Origin of the sequence: Allochromatium humboldtianum, from assembly GCF_013385175.1 — a bacterium.
Lineage (GTDB): Bacteria > Pseudomonadota > Gammaproteobacteria > Chromatiales > Chromatiaceae > Thermochromatium > Thermochromatium humboldtianum.
This window is the reverse complement of the sequence record NZ_JABZEO010000008.1, coordinates 77,089-102,532: the sequence shown is the minus strand read 5'-3', so window position 1 is coordinate 102,532 and position 25,444 is coordinate 77,089. Positions and strand designations below refer to the sequence as shown.

Here is a 25,444-nt window from a genome sequence, read left to right as displayed (position 1 = left end):
TCGTCCTCAGCGTCGGCGCAGACAGTAGGCCCCGCTCGGCGACCAACCGGACGGACAGCTACTGCCGATCTTGGCGATGGCCGCGCGTGCCTGTGAACCCGCCAGACAATAGGCGCCGCTGGGCGTGTAGCCGCTGGGGCAGGCGCCGAGCTTGTCGATGGCCAGGCGCGCTTTCGAGCCTGGGACACAATAGGCGCCGCTTGGACTGTAGCCGCTGGGACAGGCGCCGTGTTTCAGGATTGGTGCCGGACTCAGGGCCGAGTCGGCCAGTGTGCTCAGCGGGAGCAGGATCAGCAGCATCCAGAGGGCCGGGCGCGCGCCGGTTGCATGACGGGGCGTGTTGGTCATCGAAGCCGTACTCCAAGATGAGATCGGGAAACCGAAGTCTAGCCTATTGGCGCGACAAAATTTGTCGCGAAGCCTACAGCGCACTGATGATATCGGTCTTGGAAAAGTCCTTCTCGGCCAAACAGCGCGCATAGTGCTCGGCTTTCGGCTCGTCGAGGAGGATGCAGATCAGTGCCGAGGTATCTATGACCATGGAGTTCAACTTCAGGCCGGCAGCCCGTCGGCGTCGTAACCGATGATTTCATCCGGGCTACGTGGATCGAGTTCCGGCGCGGCGGCACAGCGGCAGCCGATTTCCAGAATGGCGGTGAGCCGCTGACTCGCGTCGGATGGCCTGGTTTGGGGGGCGTCTTCCGTGGCGAGCAGGATGACCTTGACCGAACGGTTGTCCCGCCAATGTTGGTATGGGGTGGGCAGGCGAATCATGCCGTCTTTCAATTGGGCCTCAAATTCGATGGCTTGCATGCAGGTTGAGCAGAGATCACTATTGTATGATACTTAGTGTGATATAAAAGCAGAGAGCAACGGCGTGTGAGGATCTTCAAAAATGCCTGGTTCGAGCGCTTCGCGCGCAAACAGAAGATTCCGGCGGCGATGTTACGCGAGGCGGTCCAGCGAGCCGAACGTGGCTTGATCGATGCAGACCTCGGCGGCGGCGTCATCAAGCAGCGCGTGGCTCGCCCTGGACAAGGACGCTCAGGCGGCTATCGCACACTGATCCTGTATCGCCAGGCCCATCGCGCCTTCTTCGTCTACGGATTCGCCAAGAGTGACCAAGCCAACATCAGCGCCGAGGAAGACGCGGCCTTCAAGAAATCCGCCCGTCATGTCCTGGATCTGACGGACGAGCAAATCGCAGCCCTGATCCAGAGCGGGCAATTTTGGGAGGTGGATGGTCATGACTAAACAGTACCGCAGTGAAGCGCTGGCCTCGATTCATGAGACGATGGAAGCCCTGCACGATCTAGGCGCGATCGACAAGCAGACCCTGCGCGAGTTCGACGACGCCTGCCTGACGCCGGTGGCGTCCTTTCCGCCCGAGGCGATTCGTGCCCTGCGCGAACGCGAACATCTCTCACAGCCGGTCTTTGCCCGCTATCTCAACGTCAGCAAAAACCTGATCTCCGACTGGGAGCGCGGCGTCAAGCGCCCCGGCGGACCGGCGCTGCGCCTCCTGACCGTCATCGAGAAGCACGGCATTCAAAGCCTGGCTTGAATGTCCGGACTTCCGGAGCCGATCAAGAGGGCAGATTAGGGTTCCGTCAGGCCATCCGCGCCTCCTCGCTCTTGAGGCGCCATTCGGCCATGAGGCGCTTGAGGAACTGCTCGGGCGTGAGCGTCTCGCCGAGCAGGGCTTGCTGACGACAGACGGTGGCGAAATCGCCCGGCGTCAGTCCTTGCAGGGTCTCCAGATGACGCCCATAGGCTGGCGGGACCGGCGCCTGTTCATCGCCCAGCGCCTCGCGGGCAAAGAGCGCGATCCGCTGCGGGCCGGTCAGCGCCCGGAAGTGCAGCTTGAAGTCGAAGCGACGCAGGGCCGCGCCATCGAGTCCCGCCATCAGGTTGGTGGCGGCAACGAAGATGCCTGGAAAGCGCTCCATCTGCTGCAACAGCTCATTGACCTGGGTGCGCTCCCAGCTACGCTGGGCCTGACGCCGGTCGGCGAGGAAGCTGTCGACCTCGTCGAGCAGGAGCACCGTATGCCGGGGATCGATCTCGCGAAACAGGCGCGCCAGGTTGTGCTCGGTCTCGCCGATATAGGGCGAGAGCAGATCAGAGGCCTGACGGGCGACCAGTTCGCGGTCGAGCGCTTCGGCCAGCACCTCGGCGAAGGCGGTCTTGCCGGTGCCGGGCGGGCCATAGAAGCACAGCCGCCCGTGCCCCTGACGCTCCAGCGCCCGCACCAGCGCGCTCGGATTGAGGCTGCCGCCCAGGTTGAGATAGGCGACATCGAAGCGCGTGGCCGCCGTGCGCCGGCGAGGTGCGGGCGCCCCATGCAGCAGCTGCCGCAACGCCGCGATCCCGGCGCGCACCGTCGGCTCGGGGGCCGACTCCGGTTGCAGATCCAGCAGCCGCCGCACCGCCCCGAGTTGCGCCGGGGCCAGCGCCGTATCCGCCGCCAGCTCGTCGAGCAGATCCGGACTCAGCCCCAGATCCCCGAGATGACGCTCGGCCATCTGCCGACGCACCGAGCGCGGCGGCAGGGTGAAGGCCAGCGGCAGCAGGAAGCGACGCAGAAAGGCCGCGTCCATCCCCGAGGTGCGGTTGCTGATCCAGATCGCCGGGACCGGGTTCTCTTCCAGGATGCGGTTCATCCAGCCCTTCTGATGTCCCGTGACCGACTCGCCGCGCAGCAGCGACAACAGGCTGTCGCCCGACTCGAAGGCATCCTCGACCTCGTCGAAGATCAGCACCGCATCGCGTCGCCGCGCCAACAGTCGCTGAGCGACCAGATAGGCCGACAGCCGTCCCTCGCGGTCGAGTCCATCTTCGTCTTCATCGCTGCTGCGCACCTGATAGGCGCGCAGACCGGCGGCGGAGGCCAGCGCGCGCGCCAGTTCGGTCTTGCCGGTGCCGGGCGGACCATAGAAGAGCGCATTGACGCCCGCCGTGCCCGTGGCCGCCGCTTGGGTCAGCACGGTGCGCGTGCGCTCGGCGGCCTCAGCCAGATGCGGGAAGTCCGGCACGCGCCACTGACCGGGCGGCGCCGGTTCGATCAGCAACGCCAGCAGACCCTCGATATCGGTCGGCGCCGCCTCCAGCACCTCGCGCAACAGCGGGCTGGGCGAGAGGAAGTCGTCCAGGTCGGTCGGATGGCGTTCGCGTTCGAGCAGCCCCAGGGCGCGTAGCGGGGCGCGGCGGGACAGCGCGCTGCGGATCAGGCTCAGCTCTAGACCCAGCAGTCGAGACAGACGCTCCAGATTGAGCCGCAATCCGTGACGCCGCGAGCGCCCGAGCAGGATGCGCAGGGGTTCGGACTGCTCGCGCAGCTCCAGGAAATCGAGCACGCGCAGACTGGTGGCCTCCACTTCCAGCGCCTCCCCGAGCAGGATCAGCGTCGGCGACAGGGCCGGTTCGGTGTCGAGTGCGGCGAGGCGTTGATACACCCAGCTCGGCACGGTCTTGAAGAACTCGCGCAAGGCGCGTGACATGCCCGAGTATTGGATCGGATCGGCGTTGGGATCGAAGTCGGCGCACTCCGTCTCGTGGCGTTGGCGTTGCAGCTCACGAAGCCAGGATTCCTGATTCTCCTCTTCCGCTTCCGCTTCATTGGCCGCGTGCTGCTCGAACACCACACCCAGCATCCAGTGTTTGACCGCCTCGGCGTCGAGCAGCGGGCGCGTCAGTTGCCAGAGGGCGGTGAGGTTGTGATCCTCGGAGAGTTGGTCGGCCAGATGCGGAGAGGGCTGGTCGGCCAGAGGCGACTCGACGCGCAGCCAGTTCAGCGCCAGATGCGCCAACCGGCGCTCAGCGGCGGGCACGGGGCTGAAATCACGGCGCCACAGGGTGCGATGGGGTCTGGTATTCGGGTTCATCGTTACTCCTGCCAGGGTTGGAACCGGCGGCTGTCGTAATGGAAGCTGATCAGCTCGCCGCGTCCGGGATCGGAGTCCCAGATCAGGCCGAGCACCAGATCGAGCGGTTCGCGGAAATAGGTGCTGCCGGCTTCGTCCTCGCGGTCGAGGACCGGGGTGTCGAGCACCTCGATCACCACCGCCGGTTGACCGTAGTGGGGATGACGCTTGTTCTTGAGTCCCGGCTTCCAGGTCACGAGATCGCCGGGGGCGAAGCGATGCGCCGTGGTCAGGAGCCGGTAGCGATCGCGCAACGCGGCGCCGAGATCGCCGTTGAGATCCTCCAGAGGTTCGTCGTCGTCGAGCAGGGAGCGCGGGTCGTCTTCGTTCAGTCCGATGCGTGCGAGCAATTCGCGCGAGGAGAGGTGGTTGGGACGCTGTTTCATCGCGGAGACCTCCGGGTTGTACGTTTGGAGATGGAAAACACCGTGGCGCGTCCGGCCTGTCCGTGGGGCGGGCGCGCAGTATGGATCCGTATTGTCAAAGAGCCTGGAGCGGGTGGAGCGCGAGCACGGCCGCCGGCGAGCGAGCCGCGTTCAGTGACGGAACCCTATTTGTCCGGTTTTCGGGCAACGCGGTCGGCTGAATCGGTTCGGGGTCGCGAGCCTTCAGTACATCACAGTCCGACGTCAGACCTTGTCGTAAAGGAGCAATTCGCTTGAAAGGTACGGCTCGATTACGTACTTTCAGTGAGAACAACACGAGGATATCGAGATGCCCAGAGAGTCGATCCGCACCGCCCGCTTCGAGGCTCGGATGACCCCCGAAGTGCTGGCCGTGCTCAAGCGTGCCGCCGAACTCCAGGGACGCAGTGTCAGTGACTTCGTTGTGGCGGCGGCGCAAGAGATGGCCTATCGGACCATTGAGGAAGTCGGCCTGATTCGCCTGTCGGTGGAAGATCAGCGCCGCTTTGCCGAATCCGTGCTCGATCCCGAGCCGCTGACGCCTTCCATGGAGCGCGCCATCGAGCGCTATCGTCGCTTGACCGAGCCGCGCCCGTGACTGCCGCCGGGATTCGGATCGTTCCGCTCAGTGAGATGGCCAAGCGGCTTTGAAGTGGGCATTAGGAGAGGTGGGCGCTTGCGTGTTTTTGGAAAGCCCGCGCGACCAGCTCAGGCAGGATCTGCGCCGCTGTGTCACGAAGATTGACGGCGGCCAGGCGATCCAGTGGCCAGCCGTTCGGCCTCGAACTGCGACCAGAGGCCCGTCAGGGCGTCACGGAAGGTGGGGATGCCGCTCTACGGAATCGACGGCACTCTGCTGATATCAGTCTTGGAAAAGTCCTCGCCCTTAAACAGCAGAGATTCCTGACGTTGCTTAGCCAGGGCATAAGAAAAACAGTCGCCAAAATTCAAACCGGCGGGATGCCGACCCTTACCGTATTGCAGCCAAGCCTGATAGGCGATGCCCGCTAGCGCGGCATCCACGGGGACAATTTCGATCGATGCGAGTTTGAGCAATGCGTCGAGACTTTGCACGCCCACCTCACCCCGCCGCCCGCTCATGACAAGCATGGTTTCCAGCCAGGTTGCCGCCGACATGACAAACGGCGCATCCGTCTCCGCCAAACAACCTGCATAGCGTTCGGCTTCCGGCTCGTCGAGCAGGATGCAGATCAGCGCTGATGTATCGATGACCATGCAAGCAACTTTCAGGTCGGCAGGCCATTGGCGTCATAGCCAATGATTTCATCCGTGCTGCGCGGATCAAGCTCCGGCGCAGCGGCGCAGAGCCGGCCGATCTCCAGAATGGCGCAAAGCCGTTGAGTCGCATCGAGCGGCGTTGTCTGTGATTCATGATCGGCGGCGAGAAGAATGACCTTGACGGGGCGATTATCCCGCCAATTCCGATAAAGGGCGGGCAGATGAATCACGCCGTCTTGCAACCGGGTCTCGAATTCGATGGATTGCATGATTAGCCTCGCGCTGGCGGTGCGTATTGACGCCGCGACGCTGGAGCGTCGGGGCTTTGCTCCCACGCCGAAGCGTAGGAGCTAGAGAAGCCGCTGTCCAGATCGCTACGACAAGCGCAGAATTATGCACAGATTTATCTTGACCACCAATGTTTGTTTTTTAGCAGATTTTCCTGATGATTTTTTAAATTATCAACAAGCGACGCAAGCCTTTCCTTGTCTTGAATATAATTTACTATCAAATTATGGAATTCGGACGCCTTTAGTCTATCTTCTTCGCCTAAATCCAATGCCAGAAAATGACTCATAATGCTGCTTGAATCTTGTGCAAGGATGGTGTATCGATTTAGTGAATCAATCACGACTGCCAATGTTTTTGGATTGTTTTTTATCGTTTCATTGGCTGTAGACGCTAAAGATGTTATTTTTTGCTGCTCTAGCTTTAAGCGAATAAAGTACCTCGAAATCAATGCGGTATAATTTAGCACCCTTACATCCTCAAGTGCGGGCGATTTCATTATTTCGAAAATCTCATTTAAAGATTTTTCATCTAAGTACCCGTCATTGAACCTAAGCAGTAATCTATCTAAATATATAGAAAAAAGCAGCGGAACTAATGGGTTATCCGGTTCAGCAAGGACTGAGTACCTGAAGTAATTATTTGTTGTCGCGCTAAAATCAAATTCGTTTTCGTACAACGTGCTTGTTGCATAAACAAATGCCGGAAGAGTCCTCCTGATGTTGGATTTTCTGGCGGAATCTATTGCCAAATTTGAATATTTTTTTGCTTCAATATAGTCATTTGAAACAAAATAAAGCAAAGATAAAAGGGAAAGATTTTTTGATAGATCATCTGTGTCTGGTGAATCTCTAGCGCTTTCTTCAAGCATTGCTATAGATTTTTTTATCAAATCTTGATTTTCACTAGAAAATATTGGCGATTCTTCGTTTGATTTATCTAATATTTTAATCGCATTTTTATATGCCTTTGGCCCAGAATCATTCATAGGCAATGGAAGGGTAGGCATGTTTTTACTGTTTTCAACAAGATTGCTGTATTTATACTCACTAACGGCTTTTCCTATAGTGTAGTCAATTACAACATCGGTTCCAAAAGATAAGGCAGCAGTCAACAATGCTGTCCCACCAATAATGCCAAAACCACCAGATGCGATTGAGCCACCGCCAAGTAAAGCGAGACCTGCGTTAGTAGCAGCAATGCCCGATAGCCCCATCATTCCGCCAATCCATGATCCAATACTCAGAACAATGGGGCTTGCCGTGCCACCTGTAAAAAATATTATAGCGCCGATAAACAATGCTACTACAGCAGCTAAAACCCAACCTATCGCAGAAGACTCCTTATAAAAAGCTCCGAAAGTAGCATATTCGGTTGCAGCGCTTGCTATATCTGGAAGAGCGTATATCAAAATTACTAAGAAAATAGATGATCTCATAATATTTCCCCAAGCATTCTAATTTGTTCAACTTGTTCTTGAGGCGAGCCAAATAAAATCTGAACCCCTCGCTTATCAGCCTCGTGCTGTAACATTCTCAAATAACCTAGATCGTTTGGTTTATTGGTTATGGTAAATATTGGGATAATATTTTTATCCGTTTTTTTGTACATAACCAAGCTGTCTAAATCGGCTCTAAATTTATCCATTGGTATTTTTGTTGTTGCAGCATAGTTTTTTGCCTCAATAGCGAATATCTTGCCTTCTTTTCCAAGCAATACATCAATATCTGTAGGCCCTTTTTTTAATCCGTCAATAAATTTCTCTCCTATTCCTAAAGCCTTGAATCCATTGGTTAAAGCAGAATCCGCGATTTGAATCTCGTTTAAATGCCCGGCCGTCCCTGCATCACTATTGCCTATTATCTTTCTTAAGGTTGAGCGAAACCCTGGCACGCCACTTAATCTTGGGAACATCTCTTCCGCTGCTTCCCTGCTGATTTTGTTCTGATGAATAGCAATTCTTAAAAATGTATCTTCAAGAACTTCGTCAGGCAAATTCAATTTGCCTAACTCTTTCCCAACTTTAGCGGTCCCCTGTATTTCATCTGAAAGCGCTGAAAGCCTGATAATTTCACTTTCATCCAGCACTTTTGTATTTTTTGCAATTGCAGCTATTGATTTTGTTGCGAACCCCCAAAAAGCATTAGCCTGTGGCGCTACTAGTAAAAATGCAATAAAAAACAAAAATTTTTTGCTGAACACGGTTCCTCCTAATCTCAAAAGATGTTGGCTTACAAGTTCATATCTGCCGCAACAGACTGAAGTCAGCAAGGCCGCAGACACGTCACGGCCAAGTCGATGCCGCACACTGCGTCAGAAGTGTAGCAACAATATGACTTAAGGGAATAGTGGTTGAAACGAAACGCGACATGCGTCACTTTTTGATGACACCATATCGGCCTGGATGATCATTGCCTTTTCAAGGCGCGGATCTTCATTCTGGCACCGAACATCCGCGCGCGACTTCATCGCCCGTGTGGAAAAACGGCTTGATCATACTCCTCCCAGAAATCGACGCAATAATGCGGATCGGTCGCAAAACAGACGCGCTGTCCATGCAGTTGAAACGCCGCGCTGAGCGCCTCCCGAACTACGTTTAGGCTCAGGCGTGGCTCGGCGAACAGAGTCGCATCCATGTAGACGATGAACGTCTGCGTCGCCGTGTCGAAGATCACCCGCCCGCGCGGCACCTCGTCGTATTCCAGGATGCTCAGGATCGGCCACTCGGCCTTGTACCGTGCCACCATGCTCGGCCAGACAGCGATATGCGCCTCGGGACTATCACGCTTGGCGCCACGCGCTTCCGCCTGATCCAGCGGAATCGGACTGGCCATGAGCCGATGTTTGTAAAACCAAAAGAGGCCTGCTTGACCCTGGTTGACGCTGCTCCCTGAACTGTTTGTCGCTGGTTTCATGGCCGTTTTGGTACATGGACATCGCAGAAAACGCCGCTCACCTCACGAACCGCCGCGGGACCGAGAACGACGACCTCTCCCGCGCCGTCGACCCGGACTCGTCCGCCGAAAAACGGCTCACGTCCTAATCGGAATCGTTCCACTCGCGCAAAAACGCCCGCTCCCGCACCAGCGCCTCCGCCAACACCGCTCGGGCCTTCTTGCGCTCGAAATACTGATGCGCCAGCGCCACGACCTCGGCCCACATGACCTCAGCCTCGGGGTAGCGCATCAAACGCGCCGTCGCGGCCATGTCGAGCTTGACCCGGAAATAGGACGATGGATTCCGGATCGTTTCCATCAGCCCTTGCTTGACGTCAACCGTGTGCAGACCGTCTTCGTAGCCGTTGGTCATATCGAAGCAATAGGTTTGCGACGCTCCAGACGCCGAGACAACCGCGATCCGGTCGTAATACCGACCGTTTCTGCACAGGCAGGCCTCTACCCGCACCGTCCAGTCTTTCCAGTGTTGACGATGCTTGAGCGGATGCAGGCGACTCAGATACTCGTACTCCTCACACAGACTGCTCCAGATCGTATCGGCCCGGATGACCACCGCTGTCTCAAAGCACGCCTCTTCATTACCCAGGCTCCGACTGCCCGGCTCAGCGCCCTCATCCTCCAGGATCGCCCTGATGTCGTCAGTCATCGACACCTCTCGACCATAAAAATCCGTGATATCAAAGAAATACGACAACTCCCGCCCGTCGCTCAGCACGATGTTCACCTGATCGTAAGACCGTCCGTTCTCGTCCCTGGACAACAGCCGCTGCGACGTCGGCGTCCAGTCTTCATGCATCCGGCCATGCCGCGCCCGGATCGCCTCGTACTCCATCCCGACCCCGATCCAGGAGTCTTCCGCCCGGATCACGATTGCGGTAGCGAGACTGAGACCATCGCGGCGACTGTCGTCGATGTCCTGCCGGATGAGATCGCGCGGATTGGAGTCTGACATGGTCCATCCTCAGTGGGTTGAGCATCAGCCACCAGTAAAGCACACCCCAACGTCAGACCCTGTCGCATACGACCTTTCAGCGCCAACCATTCGCGCCGCACTGAGCGGCTCAAACGTGGGGAAGGGGACGCGGAGGAGCGCCGACGGGCGCTCAAGCCGGATCGGCGCAGACGCGATTGCGCCCTTCATGCTTGGCCCGATACAGGGCCTGGTCGACGCGATCGAGCAGCTGTTTGGCCAGGTCATCGAGCGACTCATCCGATTGCCCCGTCTCGCTCGCCACGCCCAGACTGGCGGTCAGGTACAGGGCGTCGCCTTCCCGTTTCAGGCGCATCTCGCTCAGCCGGTCCGGTCCGAGACGGGCGTGGTGCTCGATAGCCTCCGGCGTCAGCGTCAGGGGCGTTTGTTCCAGTGTGCCGCGCAGGCGCTCGGCGATCACGACCGCGTCTGCCCCCGTGGTGTTGGGGAGCAGAATCAGGAACTCCTCGCCGCCATAGCGCACCGCCAGATCCATCGCGCGACAGGTCCGGCTCAGGCATTGCGCGACATGCTGCAGCGCCCGATCACCGAAGTCGTGCCCGAAGCCGTCGTTGACCTGTTTGAAGTGATCGAGATCCAGCAGCACCAGCGACAGCGGCTGATGGGTGCGTTGGGTCTCAGCCAGACGCCGCTGCAGGACGCGCTCGCCTTCGTGACGGTTGACCAGCCCGGTCAGCCGGTCGAACAGCAGCCCCTGTAATTCGCGTTGGAGCGACTCCGGTTGCAGGATCCGCACCTGGGCGTTGAACCCGAGCAGCCACCAGCGTAGCCCGAGCGTATCCGGCACCTCGGCCCGCAGACGAAACCAGCCGTCGGCGGGCGGATCGATCTTCTGAGTACCGCGCGGCGGGCGCTCACGAATGGCGTCATAGAGCGCGGACTGGAACTCGACGTCCAGCGCGATCACGGCGCCGTGCGCGGCGGTCGCCGGAACCGGTGAGCGGTCGAGAAACGCCGCCCGCTGTTCCGGGGTGAGCGGCGGGCGTGCGGGTGCATCAAGGGGCGTCACGGACTGCACCCGATGCACGGCCAGCCAGCGCGGATTGCCAAAGTTCCAGAAGGTGCAGGCCAGATAGTGCACGCCATTGCGTTGGGTCCAGCCGAAGGGATGCAGCCGCGCCCGCTGGGTCGTGCCCTGCTTGCGGTAATCGACCTCGATCTGACGGTCTTCGAACAGGGCTTGGCGCAACGCATCGGCCTGGGCGGGATCGGCGGGCGGCTCTTCGAGGATCTCGTCCCAGTGTTGCTGGAGCCGGGTGTTCTCCAGCCAGGCCGAGGCAGCGGGATGGTTGGCCAGAACGTCCTCGGCAATGGAGAAGTCCGCGTCCAGCTCCTGCTTGACGGAGGGTGGCAGCACATCGCTCAGCCAGCGTTTGGCCAAGCTCAACACGAGCGCATGGGCGGGCGTCATCGGCGGTTCCTGTCCTGGATTCGGAGAAGGGGGCGCACGCGCTTTTCGCGCGTGTGGACTGAAGCGGCTAATACCTCCCTCCGGGCGCGTGGGCGACAGACGTTCAGGATGTCCGGCATCGGAGGCTCGAACAAGCCAGACGCACGGTGCCGGTCGTGCCGTGGTGCGTTTTGGCGACGGTGATCTCGGCGAGTCCGGCGTCCGGACTGTCCTGTTCATAGACCTCGTCGCGGTAGAGGAAGATTACCAGATCCGCGTGTGGTGCGATGGGGCCGGATCGGCTCAGATCCGTCAGTCTTGGGCGTCTGTCTGAACGGTATTCGATATGGCGAGCCAGCAGGGCACGCACGAGTACCGGCGCCTCGAGTTCGCGTGCCACTGCCTGTAGTGCTTGGGCGATATCCGACAGTTCCAGGGCGCGGCTACCCACGGTCTCGGTGGCGGCGTGCTCCTTCAGGGCGTTGGCGCCCGACATCAGTTGCAGATAATCCACCACGATCAGCCCGAGGTCGTTGTGCCTGTCTTTGAGCGCCGTCGCGCGCTCGCGTACCTCCGAGGGCGATATTGCCGGGGTATCATCGATGTACAGGGGAGCGCTGAGCAGACGGTGTTTGGCGGCGATGAGTCGTTCACGCTCATCGGTCTGGAACGGATGCGCGCGCCCGTCCCCGAGAAGGACGTGGGCTCGTGAGGCCGACAGGCGCTCGAAGAGCGTCTCCCGTGGCAACCGCAGGCTGAAGAAGGCGACGGGACGCTGTGCCTGAACCGCGACTTCCTCAGCGACGCATTGAACGAAGCTCCCAGTGCCCATGCCAGGGCGTCCTGCAACGAGTGTGAGTTCCGAAGAGTGCAGTCCCATGGTCATCCGGTCGAGTTCGGCAAAGCCGGTTGCCACTCTGGTGATTGATGATCCGGTTGTCGTCTCGGTTGAACACGTGCCTGGGATGTCGAGGGCGAACACGCGACCCGCGCCCGAAGCGAGCAATGCCCCCACGCCACAGGTTTTTAAGAAGGTTCGGCGATGCATGCGGCTTGATCTCCATGCCCTTGAAAAGCACAAAAAGTGCTGGCTAAAGGCGTGAAACTAGCTGTCATGTGAGTACTATTTCCCGAACTCCATCCTCCGTCGCCCGCCAGCACCGTCGCTCGGCCAAGGCGACGGCGAGGAGACCGCCGCCATGGTCCGACGTCGCCGAAACAGTGACACGCCGCTCGCCGAACCAGACTGAATGTCCGGGCAAGTGCGTATGGGCGCTGACTACGGTTCGCTCCCAGGTTGGGTCGTCTACCATGGCCAATTGCTTGTCGCGAAGCGCGTCGGGCATGAACAAGGGTCTGAGGGCCGTTGTCGACATAATCGCCAAGCGTGACGATCCGCGCTTGGGGATCGTATTGATCGATTGTTGCCAGCAGGCGTTCCAACAGATCCAGATGACCGTGCAGATCGGCGATCACCACCAGTGGCGACGAGGGTGAGTGCTCGGATTGTTTTAAGTCCGAGGTGTCTTCATCAATCGTGGTGTGTTTCAAGTCGCGGATCCTCTTCCAAGCCGATCGTGACGCTGTTCTATCGTTGCAATCAGCTTTTCAGGTTTGGGGAAGCGGTACTTCGACTAGGGTCAATTGAAACCCATCAGGCCAACAGCGCCCTTTATTGAATCGTTCAGGCCAAGCTTCAGCAAATTGCTCCAAGGCTTGGTTAGCGTCGTTAGCCGGTTGTCCTGGAATCGCCAGACAGGCTTCGCGCAATCCCTCTATGCGCTGATTGCAGTCTCCACCTATGGGCTCGGGGTTGGCAAGCAGTCGCGCGTAACCGATAACTTGGTACAGATCCTGTAATTCGGGACCACCAGGTTTATATTTGCTATCGACGACGATCTGCTGTTCATTATATTTGATAATGAAATCCGGTCTAAAATTGTAAGAATGTCCGTAAATATTCAGCGTTTTCCATTCCTGTGCCTGTACTAAATTGCAAACTTTATTCAAGCATACCCCAACCCAGCCTTCGAAGAGACGATTGGCATCGAGAAAAAACGGCAGCGTCCGCTCAGATTCTTCAGCTTGACCATTCGGCCGCAGATGCAGCCGCGTGAGCACCAGGCGTGCCATGGCCAGCGGTTGCTCATAGGTAGCCATCAATCCTTTTTTGCGAACGCGCGACCAGTCGCTCGGATGGGGGCGATATTCAGGTACTGAAGCCAGTGCTGCGCGAATTGCCCAGACCCAGTGTTGCAATTGAGGCGGGTAATGCGGGTTGGAGGCAATCCAGCGAGTACAAACTTCGAGCGCGGCCTTCAGCAATCGGTTCTCCAGCGTATCCAGATTGAATTGCTGATAGGCGCAGACCATTCGATCAGGTCGTGCGCGTACCAGATTTTCCCGGATTTGGTCGGCGATTAGAATCCGTCCGCGTGCGCGTCCCGTTAGATTTTCGCGCACCTGCACGAATCCTTGGCGCAGATGCCGTTTCACAAAGCGGGCGGTTGTGGCTAGAAAGGCTGTGACCTCCAGTAGCGTGAGCTGTGGCAGACCGACAGCCCGAATCGGCCGAGCATCCGGATCGCAGCCAAACAGCCAATTCAGTTCCATGCCGGTGACGTGGCTTGGGGTAGCGAGAACAGATGCGAACATCGCGCCGTAGTCGACTGGTGCTTGATTTTCCAGTAAGGTGCGCGGTTTCACCACGAAGGGATGCTGTTCAACGCCGAATGACAGATTGACCGCGCCGATAAAATGTGATGGTTTGATCTTTCCATCATAGCTCCAATGCAGGCCCAGAGTGCAGGGATTATCGGTATAAACCGGGTCATCGGCTTTAGCATAAACTTGACGCCAGGCATGATCCGTTTGCAGGCCGACAACATTCGCCAAATCGACGCCCCCTTGTTCAAGGAGTTCTAGTGGTTTCCACTCATGCGCGTTTTTGAGTGCTGCTGGATCGACCGGATAGCGCATCATTCTGCACCGTTGGCGACATCTGCTTGAGGTTGATTTTGGAAGCAGGGGAGGGTGCTACGCAGTTGTTTTGCGATTTGCATTGGGCGAATCGGTTGCTTAAGCTCTATTGCAAGATCCGCAATCGTTAGATTTGCATCCGGATCCAAGACGCCATCCTTCACATATTCATGCAGCAAGGGCAGAACTTGATAAACGAATTTGGTCAGCAACTCATCGCAAGATTCGGCTAAAAAATAAGTATGCCCCGGTTGGACATCATCGACGAAGAAGTCGGACGTCAATTTTGCGTTGTCTCCTGAGAACAACAATGCAACCGCATCATAGAGTTGCAGTGCAGATGTTTGAAGATCTCCATGTGTTGCAACGGTTTGCCCAATGACTTTTCGATCAGGCGTCATTGGCACGAAAGCAAACCGCCGCCGCACTGCATAATCGATATGGCCGATCGAGCGGTCTGCGGTATTCATGGTGCCGATGATGTAGAGATTTTTCGGGATAATCAAATCGAAGCTGCCACCGACTTCATAAGGCGTATGCACTGCCTGGTTACGGTATTCGAGTCCGTAAATTAGCTCGCCCAGAACAGCAGCGAGATTGGCGCGGTTGATTTCGTCGATAATCAGAACAAATTTGCTTTTCGGGTCATGCAAAGCAAGGTTGCATAGATTGCTAAAGACGCGGTGGACAGTATTGTATTGAACCTGCCCATCTTCCGTGCTGACTTGAATGCCACGAACAAAGTCTTCGTAGTTGTAGGCCGGATGAAATTGAACGATTTTATATCGGTCAGAAGACAGATTCCAGTGTCGTTCGACAAACTGCTTGGCAAGATATGTTTTTCCTGTTCCAGGTGGGCCATATAAAATAATCTGCTTCGCCAGCTTGAGTATGATTTCAATTTTTGCGTGCATCAGCATGGTTCTCCAGTATGCGATTTTTTTAGCGCATTGATTTGTAAGCTTTTCAAGCTTTGCTTGGCTTTCCTCGCAGTGTTGTAATATTTCTCGTGAGCATGTCTGTTCAGCATGTGCTATGAAATAATTAGCCCAATGACGTTGGATTTCATGAATATCCTGCTTCCTGCGATCAATTCCTATTGGACCGTAAGCTCCTCCGCGGTCGGGAATTGGATTGCTACCTAAGTCGATTATAAATTGATTAAAATCATTCCAGTCTAACCAATTTACACCATACAAACATTGCGCATATTCAAATTGGCCGTCGTAAATATAGGTAAAACAATCGCATATCTGGCAAATTCCGCAAGCTTGAGTTCCTTCATAGGCAATAATGATGTCTCCAGCCTGAATTTCAAAAAGCAATCGAGAAAAAGTATTGCAAAACTTGGTCTCGTTAGGGTCGTGTCCTACTTGAACTCCTGCGAGATGAGTCAAAATGCTATGCGCTTGATCCCAATCTAGATTGCCAGCTCGACAGGAATGATATAAGCAAGAAATATCTCCCAGTCCTGACCATCCCGCCGCGACGACATGACGGTTGTAAATTTCCGCATAGCTTGAGTAGTCCGTATCAATAGCCATTCTCCAGATTGTCATGGTTTTCTCTCTTCGAATGATTGTGACTTGCTATTTGTCATTACAGCACGATTGAACACTTGCTCGCATCAAATAGTGCTCAATCGCAATCAACGCCCAGGTATCCATCAAACAGTAATCGATCAGCGCCCGACGCAATTCCTCCCGGCGTGACTCTGGCGTCTCCGGATGCAGGATCTCGCGCCAAGCGTCGCTGGCCTCGCTCCCATTACCGATCACAAGAGCATCATAGTTCAGTTCAGGCGCCATGGTCGGCAGCACCGCCTTCAGCGACCAGGAACCATGCTGATCCGGATGATAGTAGTACTCCCGCACGATCGGCAGCAGATCGACGATACGCGCGCCAATGGCTTCGAGTTCCGGCGCCAGATCGGGCAGCGCCTCAGCCAGCTCACGCAGGATGCGCTGCTCGAAAGCCGCGTTGTAGACCAGGATCGAACCGCTCGCCGCCCATTCCGGAAAACACTCCCATGTAATCGATGCCGGACCCGAAAATTCGAGCGGATAACGAATCCGCGCCGGATCGATGGGCTGACAGACCGCCTGGATCAACGTCTCGGCAAAGGCGCGCAACGGCTCCGCCTCGCCGTCGAACACATAGAGCGAAGGCGCGGTCGACCCCGGCCACCATTGCACATGACAGGACCACTGCACCGGCAGCTGCTGATAGGGTCGCGTACCGACCCAGGGCGGCACTGCACAGGTCAGCGTCTCGAAATCCAGGTAATAGCGCGGCCAGCCGAGACGCTCCAGCACCCGCGCCGCCTGCGGATCGCAGAAGACCTGCCCCGTGCGCACGACATCCGCGATCCGGCGTTGACGCTCGGTGAGCGGATAGTCCTCGGGGATGTCGCCGACCTCGGTCATGCCCAGCGCCTCCAGACCCTGCAAACGCCAACCGCTCAGATACGGCAGATCGCTCAACGGATAGGCGGGCTGAGGTTGCACCGGGGCGCAATGCCCCTGAAAAGGACAGTCATAGGGATCCTGACAGTGCACGCCCGGCTTGATCGACGGCTCGGCGCCCGACAGCGTGGCACGGGCCTGAGCGACCCAGTCCGGGATCTCCGCCAGCCGCTCGGCGATCTCGGTCTCGACCGCCGCCAGCCGCAACAGCCCCCGATAGTCGCCGGCACCGCGATAGACGAACTGATTGTCGACATGGGCCAGCGTCGTCGCCGTCATCGTCAGGCTGTCCTGAACGACCCAGCGCTGGATGGCGATATCGCTGAGTTGAGCGTCCTTGACCTGGGTGGAGGCCTTGACCTCGATGAGCCGATACCCGCCGGCCTCCGGTCGGAGGACATCGACACGCACCAGCACCCCATCGCGCGCGAACGCGGCTTCGAACAGCGTTTGGCCCGGATCGGTCGCCAGCGCCTGCTGCGTCTGCTCCAGCGCCTCGGTCGGATCGGGCGAATCGATGAGCCGTCCGTCGGGAAACAACTCGCGCGCCTTTTCACCGACCTCGAAGCCGAGTCGAAAGCGCGTCTCGGTGTCGGCGGAATGCTCGACCAGATCGGGCCGATTGAGGCGCAGCCACAGCTTGCGCGGGCACTGGCGCCAGTCCATCAGACGCGATTTCGATAATCCATGGGCCATCGTCCGAACCTCAAGCAGTGATAGAGTGGATTCCGCCATGAGCAATGATCCGGGCCGTGCTGCATCGCGGTAGACTGCCGAAGCCGCTTGCCGGATCGATCCAGTATCGTTAGCCTTGAGTAAATCACACGCAGACGTCAGACCCTGTCGCACGCGAGGCACCTCATGAGCGCCGCCCATCTCAGCCGCATCGAGCGGCTCAAACAGCTCGAAGCCTGCTTGCCGGTCGAGGGCCGCGCCGAGCGTTGCCCGGACGTGAGCCGCCTACTCGACCTGATCGGCGATATCTACGAAGGCGCGAGCGAATCGGCCACCCGTCGCGCCCTGCAACGCGATCTGAAGGAACTGGTGCACGATGGTCGGATCGCGGTCGTCAATCCGAACGGCAAGCCGCTACGCTACCGGCGTGTGATGGATGACCCGGACGACGATCCGGCCGTCTGGAACTGGCTGTGGAAACAGGTGCTCACCCAGGCCGGAGCCACCCTGCCGCGACGTCAGCTCGATCGGGTCTGGCGCTATCTGCTCACCACCACCGACGGCCCCAAGCTCGACGATTCGCGTCTGCGCATCCTGCCCGATACCCTGCGCCTGCAATCAGTGGAACTCCATGACGGTGTGCTGCGCGCCGTGATCCAGTCGCTGATCCAGCGGCGCGTGCTGCGGGTGCGCTATCTCAAGCCCACGGGCGAGCGTCGTGAGTCCGACCTGCACTCACAGGCCCTGGTCCAGCGCGGCCCGATTCCATACCTGTTTGCGCTCAAGGATGACGAAGATGCGCCGGTGCGTCTCTACGCCCTGCATCGCATGACGCGCGCCGAACTCCTGCCAGAGGTCGAGGCGCGTGCCGCCGATGGCTTCGATCTGGATGCGGCCATCGCCGATGGGCGGGCCGACTTCGGGGTGGGCGAGACGATCGACCTGGAGCTACGGGTACGCGGCTATCTGGCCGAGGTGCTGCGGGTCTGTCCGCTCGCCTCCGGGCAACGCTTGGAGGACGAGCCGCCGGACTCGGAGTTCGAGTTGAGGGTCTGGGCCAGGGTACCCTCGACCGGACAACTGCTGCGCTGGCTGCTGGGGGCTGGCGACAAGCTGGAGGTCATCGCCCCGCCGGATCTGCGCCGCGTCGTCGCGGCTCAGACGCGCAAGGCGGCGGCGCTCTATTGATCGATTTCCGGCAACCGTTCAGCCCCTCCCGCCAGCGAAGGTGGAGCGCCTACCCTCAAGCGATCACCACCCGGTCGCGTCCGCCCTCCTTGGCGCGATAGAGTCCGGTGTCGGCACGCTCGATCAGGGACTCGGCCGTCTCACCCGGCCGGAAGCGGGTCAGACCGATGGAGACCGTGATCGCGCTGATGGTGTCCTGGGTGCTCTTGCGCTTGATCTGCAGGGCCGCGACCTGACGCCGGATCTGCTCGGCGAGCATCTGAGCGACCTCCAGTTCGTCATGGACGATGACCGCGAACTCTTCCCCGCCGTAGCGCGCAACGAATACCCGATCACTCTGCACTTTTGCCAGGACACTGCCGACGATCTCCAGCACCCGATCGCCCATCGGATGACCATAGGTGTCGTTGAGCCGCTTGAAGTGGTCGAGATCCATCAGCATCAGACAGGTCGACTCGTCGTCGCCGCCCGAGAGCGACTGGGCCAGCGCCTCGTCGAAGCCGCGCCGGTTGGGGATCTTGGTCAGTGCATCCAGACGCGCGCGCCGTTCGCTCTCCTCCAGCTCGCGCTTGAGCCGCTCGACCTGGGCGCCGGCCGATTGCAGCTCGCTCTGGAAGGCTTGGGTCAGGCTCTCCAGATCGCGCGTTTCGGTGAGCAACTGACCGACCATGGCGCGGATGCGTTCCGGATCGATGGCGTCCTCCTCGAAGACCGTCATCGCCTCACGCAGACTGGCGCCATAATCCTGAGTGCCGCGCAGACTGCGTGAGACCGCCTGGGTCAGCTTGGTGACGATATCGGCGATGAGATCCCGCGCCTGGGGGCTGGTCGGCAGGTAATGCTTGACGAAATATTCGAAGAACAGCGATTCGCTCTTCTCGGGGTCGTAGTGGCCGTTTTCCGGAAACTCGGCCAGCAGCGAGCGGCTCAGATCCGGATAGGCGTTCTGGACGTGGGCGTACCAGAGTGCATAGTTGTAGGGTGTCGGCGGGATGCGGCGGCGCACCATTTGCGGCACCGCCATGCGTAGATAGTCCGAGGCCGTGTTCAGGTCGTCCCTGAAATCCATCCGGTTGACGTTCATCGCTGCTTGATCCGCCGAGAATGTGTTGACACACCAAGGGGCCGGTGTGCACATCGCGGGTCACGCCGGCCGCCGATTCGGCGTCAATGATAAGCGAGCCGGCCTCCGAACGTCGTGAAATGTCGAGACTCAGTCGGATTCTTTCGGTGTCTCGTCGCTCGACTTGGGTTGGCTGGAGTCGCTGCGCGAGTTCGAGTACTGATAGTAGAGCAGCCAGCCGACCAGCCCGAGGAACACCATCAATTCCATCGCCGCCAGGGAAGAGCCATTGGCCATGATCGTCACCTCTCTGAAGATCGCCTGATGAATGGCGCACCGGATGGCGCCGGAGTCCGAGGTTTGGGTCGGGCGTATCGATTACAACCACGCCCGGATAGCGGTTGATCTCGCACCACGAAAAAGCCCCGCCGAAGCGGGGCTCGTTTTCAGGTCAAGCGCGGCCGAGGCCGATCAATGACCCGTGGCGGCGCCGGCGCCACGCGGGATGCGCACGTCCTCGACCAGATGCTGGATGTGCTCCGGCGGCGGGGCCGTGAGCGCGGCGACCAGCGCAGCGACCAGGAAGTTCGCCACTGCGCCAATCGCGCCGAAGGCCTCGGGCGTGATGCCGAAGAACCAGTTGGCGCCCATCCCCATGTCGGGCAGCAGGAAGTCGGTACCCGGAATGAAGAGGATGCCCTTGTGCTGGAACACATAGAGCAGGGTCACGGTGATACCGGCGACCATGCCCGCGATCGCCCCCTGCTTGTTCATGCGCTTGGCGAAGATGCCGAGCATGAGTGCGGGGAAGATCGAGGAGGCCGCCAGACCGAAGGCGATGGCCACGGTTCCCGCCGCGAATCCGGGTGGATTCATGCCGAGATAGCCCGCGAGGATGATGGCGCCGATCATGGACAGACGCCCGGCCATCAGCTCGTTCTTCTCGGTGATCTGCGGCATGAACACGCCCTTGAGCAGGTCGTGCGAGATCGCCGAGGAGATGGCCAGCAGCAGACCGGCGGCTGTCGAGAGCGCCGCCGCCAGACCGCCGGCGACCACCAGGGCGATCACCCAGTTAGGCAATTGAGCGATCTCGGGGTTGGCCAACACCATGATATCGTTGTTGACCGTGACCATCTCGTTGCCTTTCCAGCCGAAGGACTCGGCCTTGGCGGCGAACTCGGCGTTCTTGTCGTCGTAGTACTGGATACGACCGTCGCCGTTCTTGTCCTCGAACTTCAGGAGGCCGGTGGTCTCCCAACGCTTGAACCAATCCGGACGCTCGTCGTAGACCAGATTGCCGGTTTCCTCGCCGACCGGGCCGATCTGGATGGTGTCCATCAGGTTCAGACGCGCCATGGCGCCGACCGCCGGAGCCGTGGTGTAGAGGATGGCGATGAAGACCAGCGCCCAGCCGGCCGAATAGCGCGCATCGGCAACCTTGGGCACGGTGAAGAAGCGGATGATGACGTGCGGCAGACCGGCGGTACCGATCATCAGCGACAGGGTGTAGACGAACATGTTGAGCGTGCTGCCCATCACCTGGGTGGTATATTCCTTGAACCCGAGGTCGCTCACGACCTGATCGAGCTTGGCCAGCAGTGAGACACCGCTGTCGTCGCCGATATAGGTGCTGCCCAGACCCAGTTGCGGGATGGGGTTGCCGGTCAGATTCAGCGAGATGAAGATCGCCGGGATGGTGTAGGCGAAGATCAGCACCACGTACTGCGCGATCTGGGTATAGGTGATGCCCTTCATGCCGCCGAGGATGGCGTAGACGGCGACGATACCCATGCCGGCCAGGATGCCCATCTCGTAGGAGATGCCGAGGAAGCGTCCGAAGGCCACGCCGATACCCGTCATCTGGCCGATGACGTAGGTCACGGAGGCCAGGATCAGACAGATGACGGCCACCACGCGCGCCGAGTTGGCATAGTAGCGGTCGCCGATGAATTCGGGCACCGTGAACTTGCCGAACTTGCGCAGATAGGGCGCCAGGAGCAGGGCCAGCAGCACATAGCCGCCGGTCCAGCCCATCAGGAACACCGAGCCGCCGTAGCCGCCGAAGGCGAGCATGCCGGCCATGGAGATGAAGGAGGCCGCCGACATCCAGTCGGCCGCCGTCGCCATGCCATTGGCGACCGGATGCACGCCGCCGCCGGCGACGTAGAATTCACTGGTGGAGCCGGCGCGTGCCCAGATCGCGATGCCGATATAGATCGCGAAGGTCAGGCCGACGATGGAATAGGTCCAGAGTTCAAGTGGGGTCATTGGGTCGTTTCCTCACTCTTCGCCGACGTCGAATTCTTTGTCGAGACGATTCATCAAGGCCGCGTAGACGAAGATCAACGCCACGAAGACATAGATCGAACCCTGCTGGGCGAACCAGAAGCCGAGCGGGTAGCCGCCGAGATGGATGGCGTTCAGCGGTTCGACGAGCAGAATGCCGAAGCCGTAGGAAACGATGAACCAGACGATCAATAGGACTGTTAGATAGCGAAGATTCGCTCTCCAATAGTCCGCACGCTTGTCAGGTGTCATGTCATGTCACTCCGTTCAAGGTTTGCGGTATGAGCCGTGAAAGGGCGGGGTGACGGGGCGCGCGCAGCCGAGGACCGCCGGGACGCGGATCGGTGCGCTTAAAACATGGCAGAAGCCCCCTCGTTGGTTATGATGCATCCGTTTCGTTCTGCCTTATCGATCGGATTGTCGGCATTGTCTGGTCGCGCTTGGCGTGCTGTCAACGTTTCAATCCATCGATATTCGCCGTGAGAGCGGCGTATCCGGAACCCTAGTCACCTTGTAGAGAACACAATGCATTACATCAGTACCCGCGGCGGAATCGAGCCGATCGGTTTCGCGCAAGCCGTGATGATGGGGCTGGCGACCGATGGCGGTTTGCTGGTTCCGTCCGATATACCCGTCCTGGAACCAGCGCGACTGCGCGCCTGGGCGGACTTGAGCTTCCAGGATCTGGCGCTCGAAGTGTCGACACTTTTCATTGGTGACGAGATCCCGCGCGCCGATCTGAAGGCGCTGATCAATCGCTCGTATGCGACCTTCAGTCATCCCGAAGTCACGCCTGTGGCGGCGGCGGGCGAGACGCGCATCCTCGAACTCTTCCACGGTCCGACGGCGGCCTTCAAGGACGTGGCGCTGCAATGGCTTGGCAACCTGTTCGAGTATCTGCTCGAACGCGAGGGCGGTCGGCTCAACATCGTCGGCGCCACTTCGGGCGACACCGGCTCGGCGGCCATCTATGGCGTGCGCGGCAAGGAGCGCATCCAGATCTTCATCCTGCATCCCAAGGGCCGGGTCTCGCCGATCCAGGAACGGCAGATGACCACGGTGCTGGACGGCAATGTCCACAATGTCGCGGTGCGCGGCACCTTCGACGACGCGCAAAACATCGTCAAGACACTGTTCAACGACCTGCCCTTCAAGTCGGCCTATCGGCTCGGTGCAGTCAACTCGATCAACTGGGCGCGCATCCTGGCGCAGACCGTCTACTACTTCTATGCCTGGGGCCGGATCACGGGCGGCGATACCGAACGCCGGGTCAGCTTCTCGGTGCCGACGGGCAACTTCGGCGATGTCTTCGCCGGCTATCTGGCCAAGCGCATGGGGCTGCCGATCGATCGCCTCGTCATCGCCACCAATCGCAACGACATCCTGACCCGTTTCATCCACAGCGGCGTCTATGCCGTCGAGGACGCCGTGCATCAGACGCTCAGCCCGGCGATGGACATCCAGATCGCCTCCAACTTCGAGCGCTATCTCTATTATCTGCACGACGGCGATCAGGCGCGGGTGTGCGCGCTGCTCGACGATCTCAAGCGCACCGGACGGCTCGAAGTCTCTGCCGAGCGGCATCGTCAGGCCCAGGCCGACTTCGACGCGGTGGCTGTGAGCGATGCCGAGACGCTCGACCAGATCCGCGCGACCTATGAGGCGAGCGGTTACATCCTCTGTCCGCATACCGCCGTCGGGGTGCGCGCGGCGCGTGATCTGCCCGAGGCCGTGTGTCTGGCCACCGCGCATCCGGCCAAGTTCGGTGAAGCCGTCGTCCAGGCCATCGGGTGTGAGGCGCCGCCGCCGCCCTCGCTCCAGGGTCTGCTGGAGAAGGAGGCGCGTTGTGCCGAGTTGGAGGCGACCGCTGAGGCCGTGAAGGGACACATCGAGGCGACGCTCGAGGCGGTGTCTGCGGCATGACGGATTCGGTTCTGAAGGCGTCGGTCGTGAACGAGCCGGCGCGGAAGCTATCCGGACAGCGTGTCCTGATCATGGACACCACGCTGCGCGACGGGGAACAGACTCAGGGCGTGTCATTCGCGCCGGCCGAGAAGCTCAACATCGCCAAGGTCTTGCTCGAACAGGTGCGGGTCGACCGGATCGAGGTCGCTTCGGCCCGCGTCTCCTCGGGCGAGGCCAGCGCCGTGGCCCAGATCATCGACTGGGCCAGGGAGCGCGGACTGGCCGAGCGGGTCGAGGTGCTGGGGTTCGTCGATGGCGGGGCGAGCGTGGACTGGATCCGGCGGGCCGGTGGTCAGGTGCTCAACCTGTTGGCCAAGGGCAGCGAGAAGCACTGTCGCGGTCAGCTCGGCAAGACGCTCGATGAGCATGTCGCCGACGTGCGCGCGACCATCGCGCTGGCGCAGTCGCAGGGGTTGTGCGTCAATCTCTATCTGGAGGATTGGTCGAACGGCTATCGCGACAACCCGGACTATGTCTATGGGTTGGTCGAGCGCTTGGCCGATGTCGGGATCGGACATTTCATGCTGCCCGACACGCTCGGGGTGATGACGCCGGATCAGGTCTTCACCGCGATCTCGGACATGGTTGGGCGTTTTCCGTCGCTCCAGTTCGATTTCCATCCGCACAACGACTACGGGCTGGCGACCGCCAATGTGCTGGCGGCCGTCCAGGCCGGCGCGGCGGCGGTCCACTGCACGGTCAATTGTCTCGGCGAGCGAGCGGGGAATGCGTCGCTGGCCGAGGTCGCGGTCAATCTGCGCGATCAGCTCGACTGCGCACTCGGGATCGACGAAACCCATCTGGCGCGCGTCAGCGAGCTGGTCGAGTCCTTTTCGGGCAAGCGGATCAGCGACAATGCGCCGATCGTCGGGGCGGATGTCTTCACCCAGACCGCCGGCATCCATGCCGATGGCGACAAGAAGGGCAGCCTCTATCACAGCCGGCTCTCGCCCGAGCGCTTTGCGCGGCGGCGTAAATATGCGCTCGGCAAGCTCGCCGGCAAGGCGTCGCTGGCCAAGAATCTGGAACGGCTCGACATCGAGCTGTCGGAGGAGAATCAGCGCAAGGTCTTGCAGCGCATCGTCGAGCTGGGGGATTCCAAGAAGACCATCACGACTGAGGATCTGCCCTTCATCATCGCCGAGGTGCTGGAGAGCAAGGACTACGACCATGCCGAGCTGTTGTCCTGCACGGTCTCGTCGAGCCTGGATCTGGAGTCGATGGCCGGGATCAAGATCCGACTCGGCGATCAGGTCTTCACCGGCACGGGCGCGGGCAATGGCGGCTTCGATGCCTTCACCAATGCGCTCGGGCGCATCCTCAAGCGTCAGGGGCTGGGGCTGCCGCCGCTGATCGATTATGAGGTTCGCATTCCCAAGGGGGGGCGGACCGACGCGCTCACCGAATGCAGTATCACCTGGCAGACCGAGCGCGGTGAGCTACGGACCCGTGGCGTCCATGCCAATCAGGTGTTCGCCGCCATTGGTGCGACCATGCGGATGCTCAATATTCAGATGCATCGGGCGTTGGCCGAGTCCAGGCGTGAGGGTACGGTCTGAAGCGCGTTTTCGATCGACTGGGGGGCATCGACGAACGTGGCCACCAGACAGACCATCGGAGCATTCGGA

General features: G+C 59.6%; 26 protein-coding genes. 6 read left to right on the top strand and 20 right to left on the bottom strand.

The genetic code is table 11. The features are described from left to right. Positions 1-6 precede the first annotated feature (6 nt). Together HW932_RS13055 and HW932_RS13045 are read right to left on the bottom strand one after the other, a co-directional pair. Positions 7-348, bottom strand: coding sequence for a hypothetical protein (locus tag HW932_RS13055; protein ID WP_176976931.1), 342 nt, complete (start codon positions 346-348; stop codon positions 7-9). A 204-nt stretch (positions 349-552) separates the two neighbouring features. Next, positions 553-813 (bottom strand): hypothetical protein, encoded by a 261-nt coding sequence (locus HW932_RS13045; protein WP_176976929.1) that lies wholly within the window; start codon positions 811-813, stop codon positions 553-555. Between the two features lie 66 nt (positions 814-879). On the opposite strand from HW932_RS13045, the gene HW932_RS13040 reads away from it, so the two are divergent. Both HW932_RS13040 and HW932_RS13035 read left to right on the top strand, forming a co-directional pair. Next, positions 880-1,254: a type II toxin-antitoxin system RelE/ParE family toxin gene (locus HW932_RS13040; protein ID WP_176976928.1), complete on the top strand. Its 375-nt coding sequence runs from the start codon at positions 880-882 to the stop codon at positions 1,252-1,254. Further along, complete coding sequence (locus HW932_RS13035; RefSeq protein WP_176976927.1) at positions 1,247-1,564, top strand: helix-turn-helix domain-containing protein; 318 nt, start codon at positions 1,247-1,249, stop codon at positions 1,562-1,564. Before HW932_RS13040 ends, HW932_RS13035 begins: the two co-directional genes overlap by 8 nt. Before the next feature lie 46 nt (positions 1,565-1,610). Here HW932_RS13035 and HW932_RS13030 read toward each other — a convergent pair whose 3' ends face one another. Together HW932_RS13030 and HW932_RS13025 are read right to left on the bottom strand one after the other, a co-directional pair. Beyond that, a complete protein-coding gene (locus HW932_RS13030) occupies positions 1,611-3,884 on the bottom strand; it encodes an AAA family ATPase (RefSeq protein WP_176976926.1) in 2,274 nt (757 codons plus the stop codon). Between the two features lie 2 nt (positions 3,885-3,886). Further along, on the bottom strand, positions 3,887-4,309 hold the full coding sequence (locus tag HW932_RS13025; protein WP_176976925.1) for a hypothetical protein: 423 nt from the start codon (positions 4,307-4,309) through the stop codon (positions 3,887-3,889). 328 nt (positions 4,310-4,637) lie between these two features. Between HW932_RS13025 and HW932_RS13020 the strand changes: the two genes are divergently transcribed. Further along, positions 4,638-4,925, top strand: coding sequence for a type II toxin-antitoxin system TacA family antitoxin (locus HW932_RS13020; protein ID WP_176976924.1), 288 nt, complete (start codon positions 4,638-4,640; stop codon positions 4,923-4,925). A gap of 236 nt (positions 4,926-5,161) precedes the next feature. On the opposite strand, the gene HW932_RS13015 is transcribed toward HW932_RS13020, so the two are convergent. From HW932_RS13015 to HW932_RS12960, 12 genes are all read right to left on the bottom strand, one after another. Continuing rightward, a complete protein-coding gene (locus HW932_RS13015; RefSeq protein ID WP_176976923.1) occupies positions 5,162-5,563 on the bottom strand; it encodes a type II toxin-antitoxin system VapC family toxin in 402 nt (133 codons plus the stop codon). An 11-nt stretch (positions 5,564-5,574) separates the two neighbouring features. Further along, complete coding sequence (locus tag HW932_RS13010; protein WP_176976922.1) at positions 5,575-5,835, bottom strand: hypothetical protein; 261 nt, start codon at positions 5,833-5,835, stop codon at positions 5,575-5,577. A gap of 134 nt (positions 5,836-5,969) precedes the next feature. Next, on the bottom strand, positions 5,970-7,292 hold the full coding sequence (locus HW932_RS13005; RefSeq protein WP_176976921.1) for a hypothetical protein: 1,323 nt from the start codon (positions 7,290-7,292) through the stop codon (positions 5,970-5,972). Further along, positions 7,289-8,056: a hypothetical protein gene (locus HW932_RS13000; protein ID WP_176976920.1), complete on the bottom strand. Its 768-nt coding sequence runs from the start codon at positions 8,054-8,056 to the stop codon at positions 7,289-7,291. The genes HW932_RS13005 and HW932_RS13000 overlap by 4 nt, the downstream gene beginning before the upstream one ends. A 263-nt stretch (positions 8,057-8,319) precedes the next feature. Next, complete coding sequence (locus HW932_RS12995) at positions 8,320-8,688, bottom strand: hypothetical protein (RefSeq protein ID WP_176976919.1); 369 nt, start codon at positions 8,686-8,688, stop codon at positions 8,320-8,322. Between the two features lie 205 nt (positions 8,689-8,893). Beyond that, positions 8,894-9,763, bottom strand: a complete 870-nt coding sequence (locus HW932_RS12990; protein WP_176976918.1) for a hypothetical protein — start codon at positions 9,761-9,763, stop codon at positions 8,894-8,896. 151 nt (positions 9,764-9,914) lie between these two features. Beyond that, entirely contained in the window at positions 9,915-11,213 is a 1,299-nt protein-coding gene (locus HW932_RS12985) for a GGDEF domain-containing protein (RefSeq protein WP_176976917.1), read from the bottom strand. Positions 11,214-11,316: 103 nt separating this feature from the next. After that, positions 11,317-12,240: a replicative DNA helicase gene (locus HW932_RS12980; RefSeq protein WP_281358214.1), complete on the bottom strand. Its 924-nt coding sequence runs from the start codon at positions 12,238-12,240 to the stop codon at positions 11,317-11,319. Next, on the bottom strand, positions 12,219-12,668 hold the full coding sequence (locus HW932_RS12975; RefSeq protein ID WP_343047361.1) for a hypothetical protein: 450 nt from the start codon (positions 12,666-12,668) through the stop codon (positions 12,219-12,221). The genes HW932_RS12980 and HW932_RS12975 overlap by 22 nt, the downstream gene beginning before the upstream one ends. A 132-nt stretch (positions 12,669-12,800) precedes the next feature. Beyond that, a complete protein-coding gene (locus HW932_RS12970) occupies positions 12,801-14,171 on the bottom strand; it encodes a 5-methylcytosine restriction system specificity protein McrC (RefSeq protein WP_176976915.1) in 1,371 nt (456 codons plus the stop codon). Next, positions 14,171-15,730: an McrB family protein gene (locus HW932_RS12965; RefSeq protein ID WP_176976914.1), complete on the bottom strand. Its 1,560-nt coding sequence runs from the start codon at positions 15,728-15,730 to the stop codon at positions 14,171-14,173. The genes HW932_RS12970 and HW932_RS12965 overlap by 1 nt, the downstream gene beginning before the upstream one ends. 30 nt (positions 15,731-15,760) lie before the next feature. Next, a complete protein-coding gene (locus HW932_RS12960; RefSeq protein ID WP_176976913.1) occupies positions 15,761-17,332 on the bottom strand; it encodes a DUF2779 domain-containing protein in 1,572 nt (523 codons plus the stop codon). A 165-nt stretch (positions 17,333-17,497) separates the two neighbouring features. Here HW932_RS12960 and HW932_RS12955 point away from each other — a divergent pair, with 165 nt between their 5' ends. Beyond that, complete coding sequence (locus HW932_RS12955) at positions 17,498-18,499, top strand: helix-turn-helix transcriptional regulator (protein WP_176976912.1); 1,002 nt, start codon at positions 17,498-17,500, stop codon at positions 18,497-18,499. 55 nt (positions 18,500-18,554) lie between these two features. On the opposite strand, the gene HW932_RS12950 is transcribed toward HW932_RS12955, so the two are convergent. From HW932_RS12950 to HW932_RS12935, 4 genes are all read right to left on the bottom strand, one after another. Further along, entirely contained in the window at positions 18,555-19,583 is a 1,029-nt protein-coding gene (locus tag HW932_RS12950) for a GGDEF domain-containing protein (protein WP_176976911.1), read from the bottom strand. Positions 19,584-19,712: 129 nt separating this feature from the next. Further along, positions 19,713-19,859, bottom strand: coding sequence for a hypothetical protein (locus HW932_RS12945; protein ID WP_176976910.1), 147 nt, complete (start codon positions 19,857-19,859; stop codon positions 19,713-19,715). Between the two features lie 174 nt (positions 19,860-20,033). Then, on the bottom strand, positions 20,034-21,833 hold the full coding sequence (locus HW932_RS12940) for a sodium:solute symporter family protein (RefSeq protein ID WP_176976909.1): 1,800 nt from the start codon (positions 21,831-21,833) through the stop codon (positions 20,034-20,036). A 12-nt stretch (positions 21,834-21,845) separates the two neighbouring features. Further along, complete coding sequence (locus tag HW932_RS12935) at positions 21,846-22,103, bottom strand: DUF4212 domain-containing protein (protein WP_176976908.1); 258 nt, start codon at positions 22,101-22,103, stop codon at positions 21,846-21,848. Positions 22,104-22,376: 273 nt separating this feature from the next. On the opposite strand from HW932_RS12935, the gene thrC reads away from it, so the two are divergent. Beyond that, positions 22,377-23,774: a threonine synthase gene (gene thrC, locus HW932_RS12930; protein ID WP_176976907.1), complete on the top strand. Its 1,398-nt coding sequence runs from the start codon at positions 22,377-22,379 to the stop codon at positions 23,772-23,774. Next, the gene (locus HW932_RS12925; protein WP_425485120.1) at positions 23,771-25,375 is read left to right on the top strand and encodes an alpha-isopropylmalate synthase regulatory domain-containing protein; all 1,605 of its coding nucleotides are present in this window, start codon (positions 23,771-23,773) and stop codon (positions 25,373-25,375) included. The genes thrC and HW932_RS12925 overlap by 4 nt, the downstream gene beginning before the upstream one ends. Positions 25,376-25,444 lie beyond the last annotated feature (69 nt).

Excerpts from the sequence above, each read along its gene's own strand:
- HW932_RS13055 (WP_176976931.1), bottom strand. The coding sequence starts at position 348 with ATGACCAACACGCCCCGTCATGCAACCGGCGCGCGCCCGGCCCTCTGG.
- HW932_RS13045 (WP_176976929.1), bottom strand. The coding sequence starts at position 813 with ATGCAAGCCATCGAATTTGAGGCCCAATTGAAAGACGGCATGATTCGC.
- HW932_RS13035 (WP_176976927.1), top strand. The coding sequence starts at position 1,247 with ATGACTAAACAGTACCGCAGTGAAGCGCTGGCCTCGATTCATGAGACG.
- HW932_RS13030 (WP_176976926.1), bottom strand. The coding sequence starts at position 3,884 with ATGAACCCGAATACCAGACCCCATCGCACCCTGTGGCGCCGTGATTTC.
- HW932_RS13025 (WP_176976925.1), bottom strand. The coding sequence starts at position 4,309 with ATGAAACAGCGTCCCAACCACCTCTCCTCGCGCGAATTGCTCGCACGC.
- HW932_RS13020 (WP_176976924.1), top strand. The coding sequence starts at position 4,638 with ATGCCCAGAGAGTCGATCCGCACCGCCCGCTTCGAGGCTCGGATGACC.
- HW932_RS13015 (WP_176976923.1), bottom strand. The coding sequence starts at position 5,563 with ATGGTCATCGATACATCAGCGCTGATCTGCATCCTGCTCGACGAGCCG.
- HW932_RS13010 (WP_176976922.1), bottom strand. The coding sequence starts at position 5,835 with ATGCAATCCATCGAATTCGAGACCCGGTTGCAAGACGGCGTGATTCAT.
- HW932_RS13005 (WP_176976921.1), bottom strand. The coding sequence starts at position 7,292 with ATGAGATCATCTATTTTCTTAGTAATTTTGATATACGCTCTTCCAGAT.
- HW932_RS12995 (WP_176976919.1), bottom strand. The coding sequence starts at position 8,688 with ATGGCCAGTCCGATTCCGCTGGATCAGGCGGAAGCGCGTGGCGCCAAG.
- HW932_RS12990 (WP_176976918.1), bottom strand. The coding sequence starts at position 9,763 with ATGTCAGACTCCAATCCGCGCGATCTCATCCGGCAGGACATCGACGAC.
- HW932_RS12985 (WP_176976917.1), bottom strand. The coding sequence starts at position 11,213 with ATGACGCCCGCCCATGCGCTCGTGTTGAGCTTGGCCAAACGCTGGCTG.
- HW932_RS12980 (WP_281358214.1), bottom strand. The coding sequence starts at position 12,240 with ATGCATCGCCGAACCTTCTTAAAAACCTGTGGCGTGGGGGCATTGCTC.
- HW932_RS12970 (WP_176976915.1), bottom strand. The coding sequence starts at position 14,171 with ATGCGCTATCCGGTCGATCCAGCAGCACTCAAAAACGCGCATGAGTGG.
- HW932_RS12965 (WP_176976914.1), bottom strand. The coding sequence starts at position 15,730 with ATGACAATCTGGAGAATGGCTATTGATACGGACTACTCAAGCTATGCG.
- HW932_RS12960 (WP_176976913.1), bottom strand. The coding sequence starts at position 17,332 with ATGGCCCATGGATTATCGAAATCGCGTCTGATGGACTGGCGCCAGTGC.
- HW932_RS12955 (WP_176976912.1), top strand. The coding sequence starts at position 17,498 with ATGAGCGCCGCCCATCTCAGCCGCATCGAGCGGCTCAAACAGCTCGAA.
- HW932_RS12950 (WP_176976911.1), bottom strand. The coding sequence starts at position 19,583 with ATGAACGTCAACCGGATGGATTTCAGGGACGACCTGAACACGGCCTCG.
- HW932_RS12945 (WP_176976910.1), bottom strand. The coding sequence starts at position 19,859 with ATGGCCAATGGCTCTTCCCTGGCGGCGATGGAATTGATGGTGTTCCTC.
- HW932_RS12940 (WP_176976909.1), bottom strand. The coding sequence starts at position 21,833 with ATGACCCCACTTGAACTCTGGACCTATTCCATCGTCGGCCTGACCTTC.
- HW932_RS12935 (WP_176976908.1), bottom strand. The coding sequence starts at position 22,103 with ATGACACCTGACAAGCGTGCGGACTATTGGAGAGCGAATCTTCGCTAT.
- thrC (WP_176976907.1), top strand. The coding sequence starts at position 22,377 with ATGCATTACATCAGTACCCGCGGCGGAATCGAGCCGATCGGTTTCGCG.
- HW932_RS12925 (WP_425485120.1), top strand. The coding sequence starts at position 23,771 with ATGACGGATTCGGTTCTGAAGGCGTCGGTCGTGAACGAGCCGGCGCGG.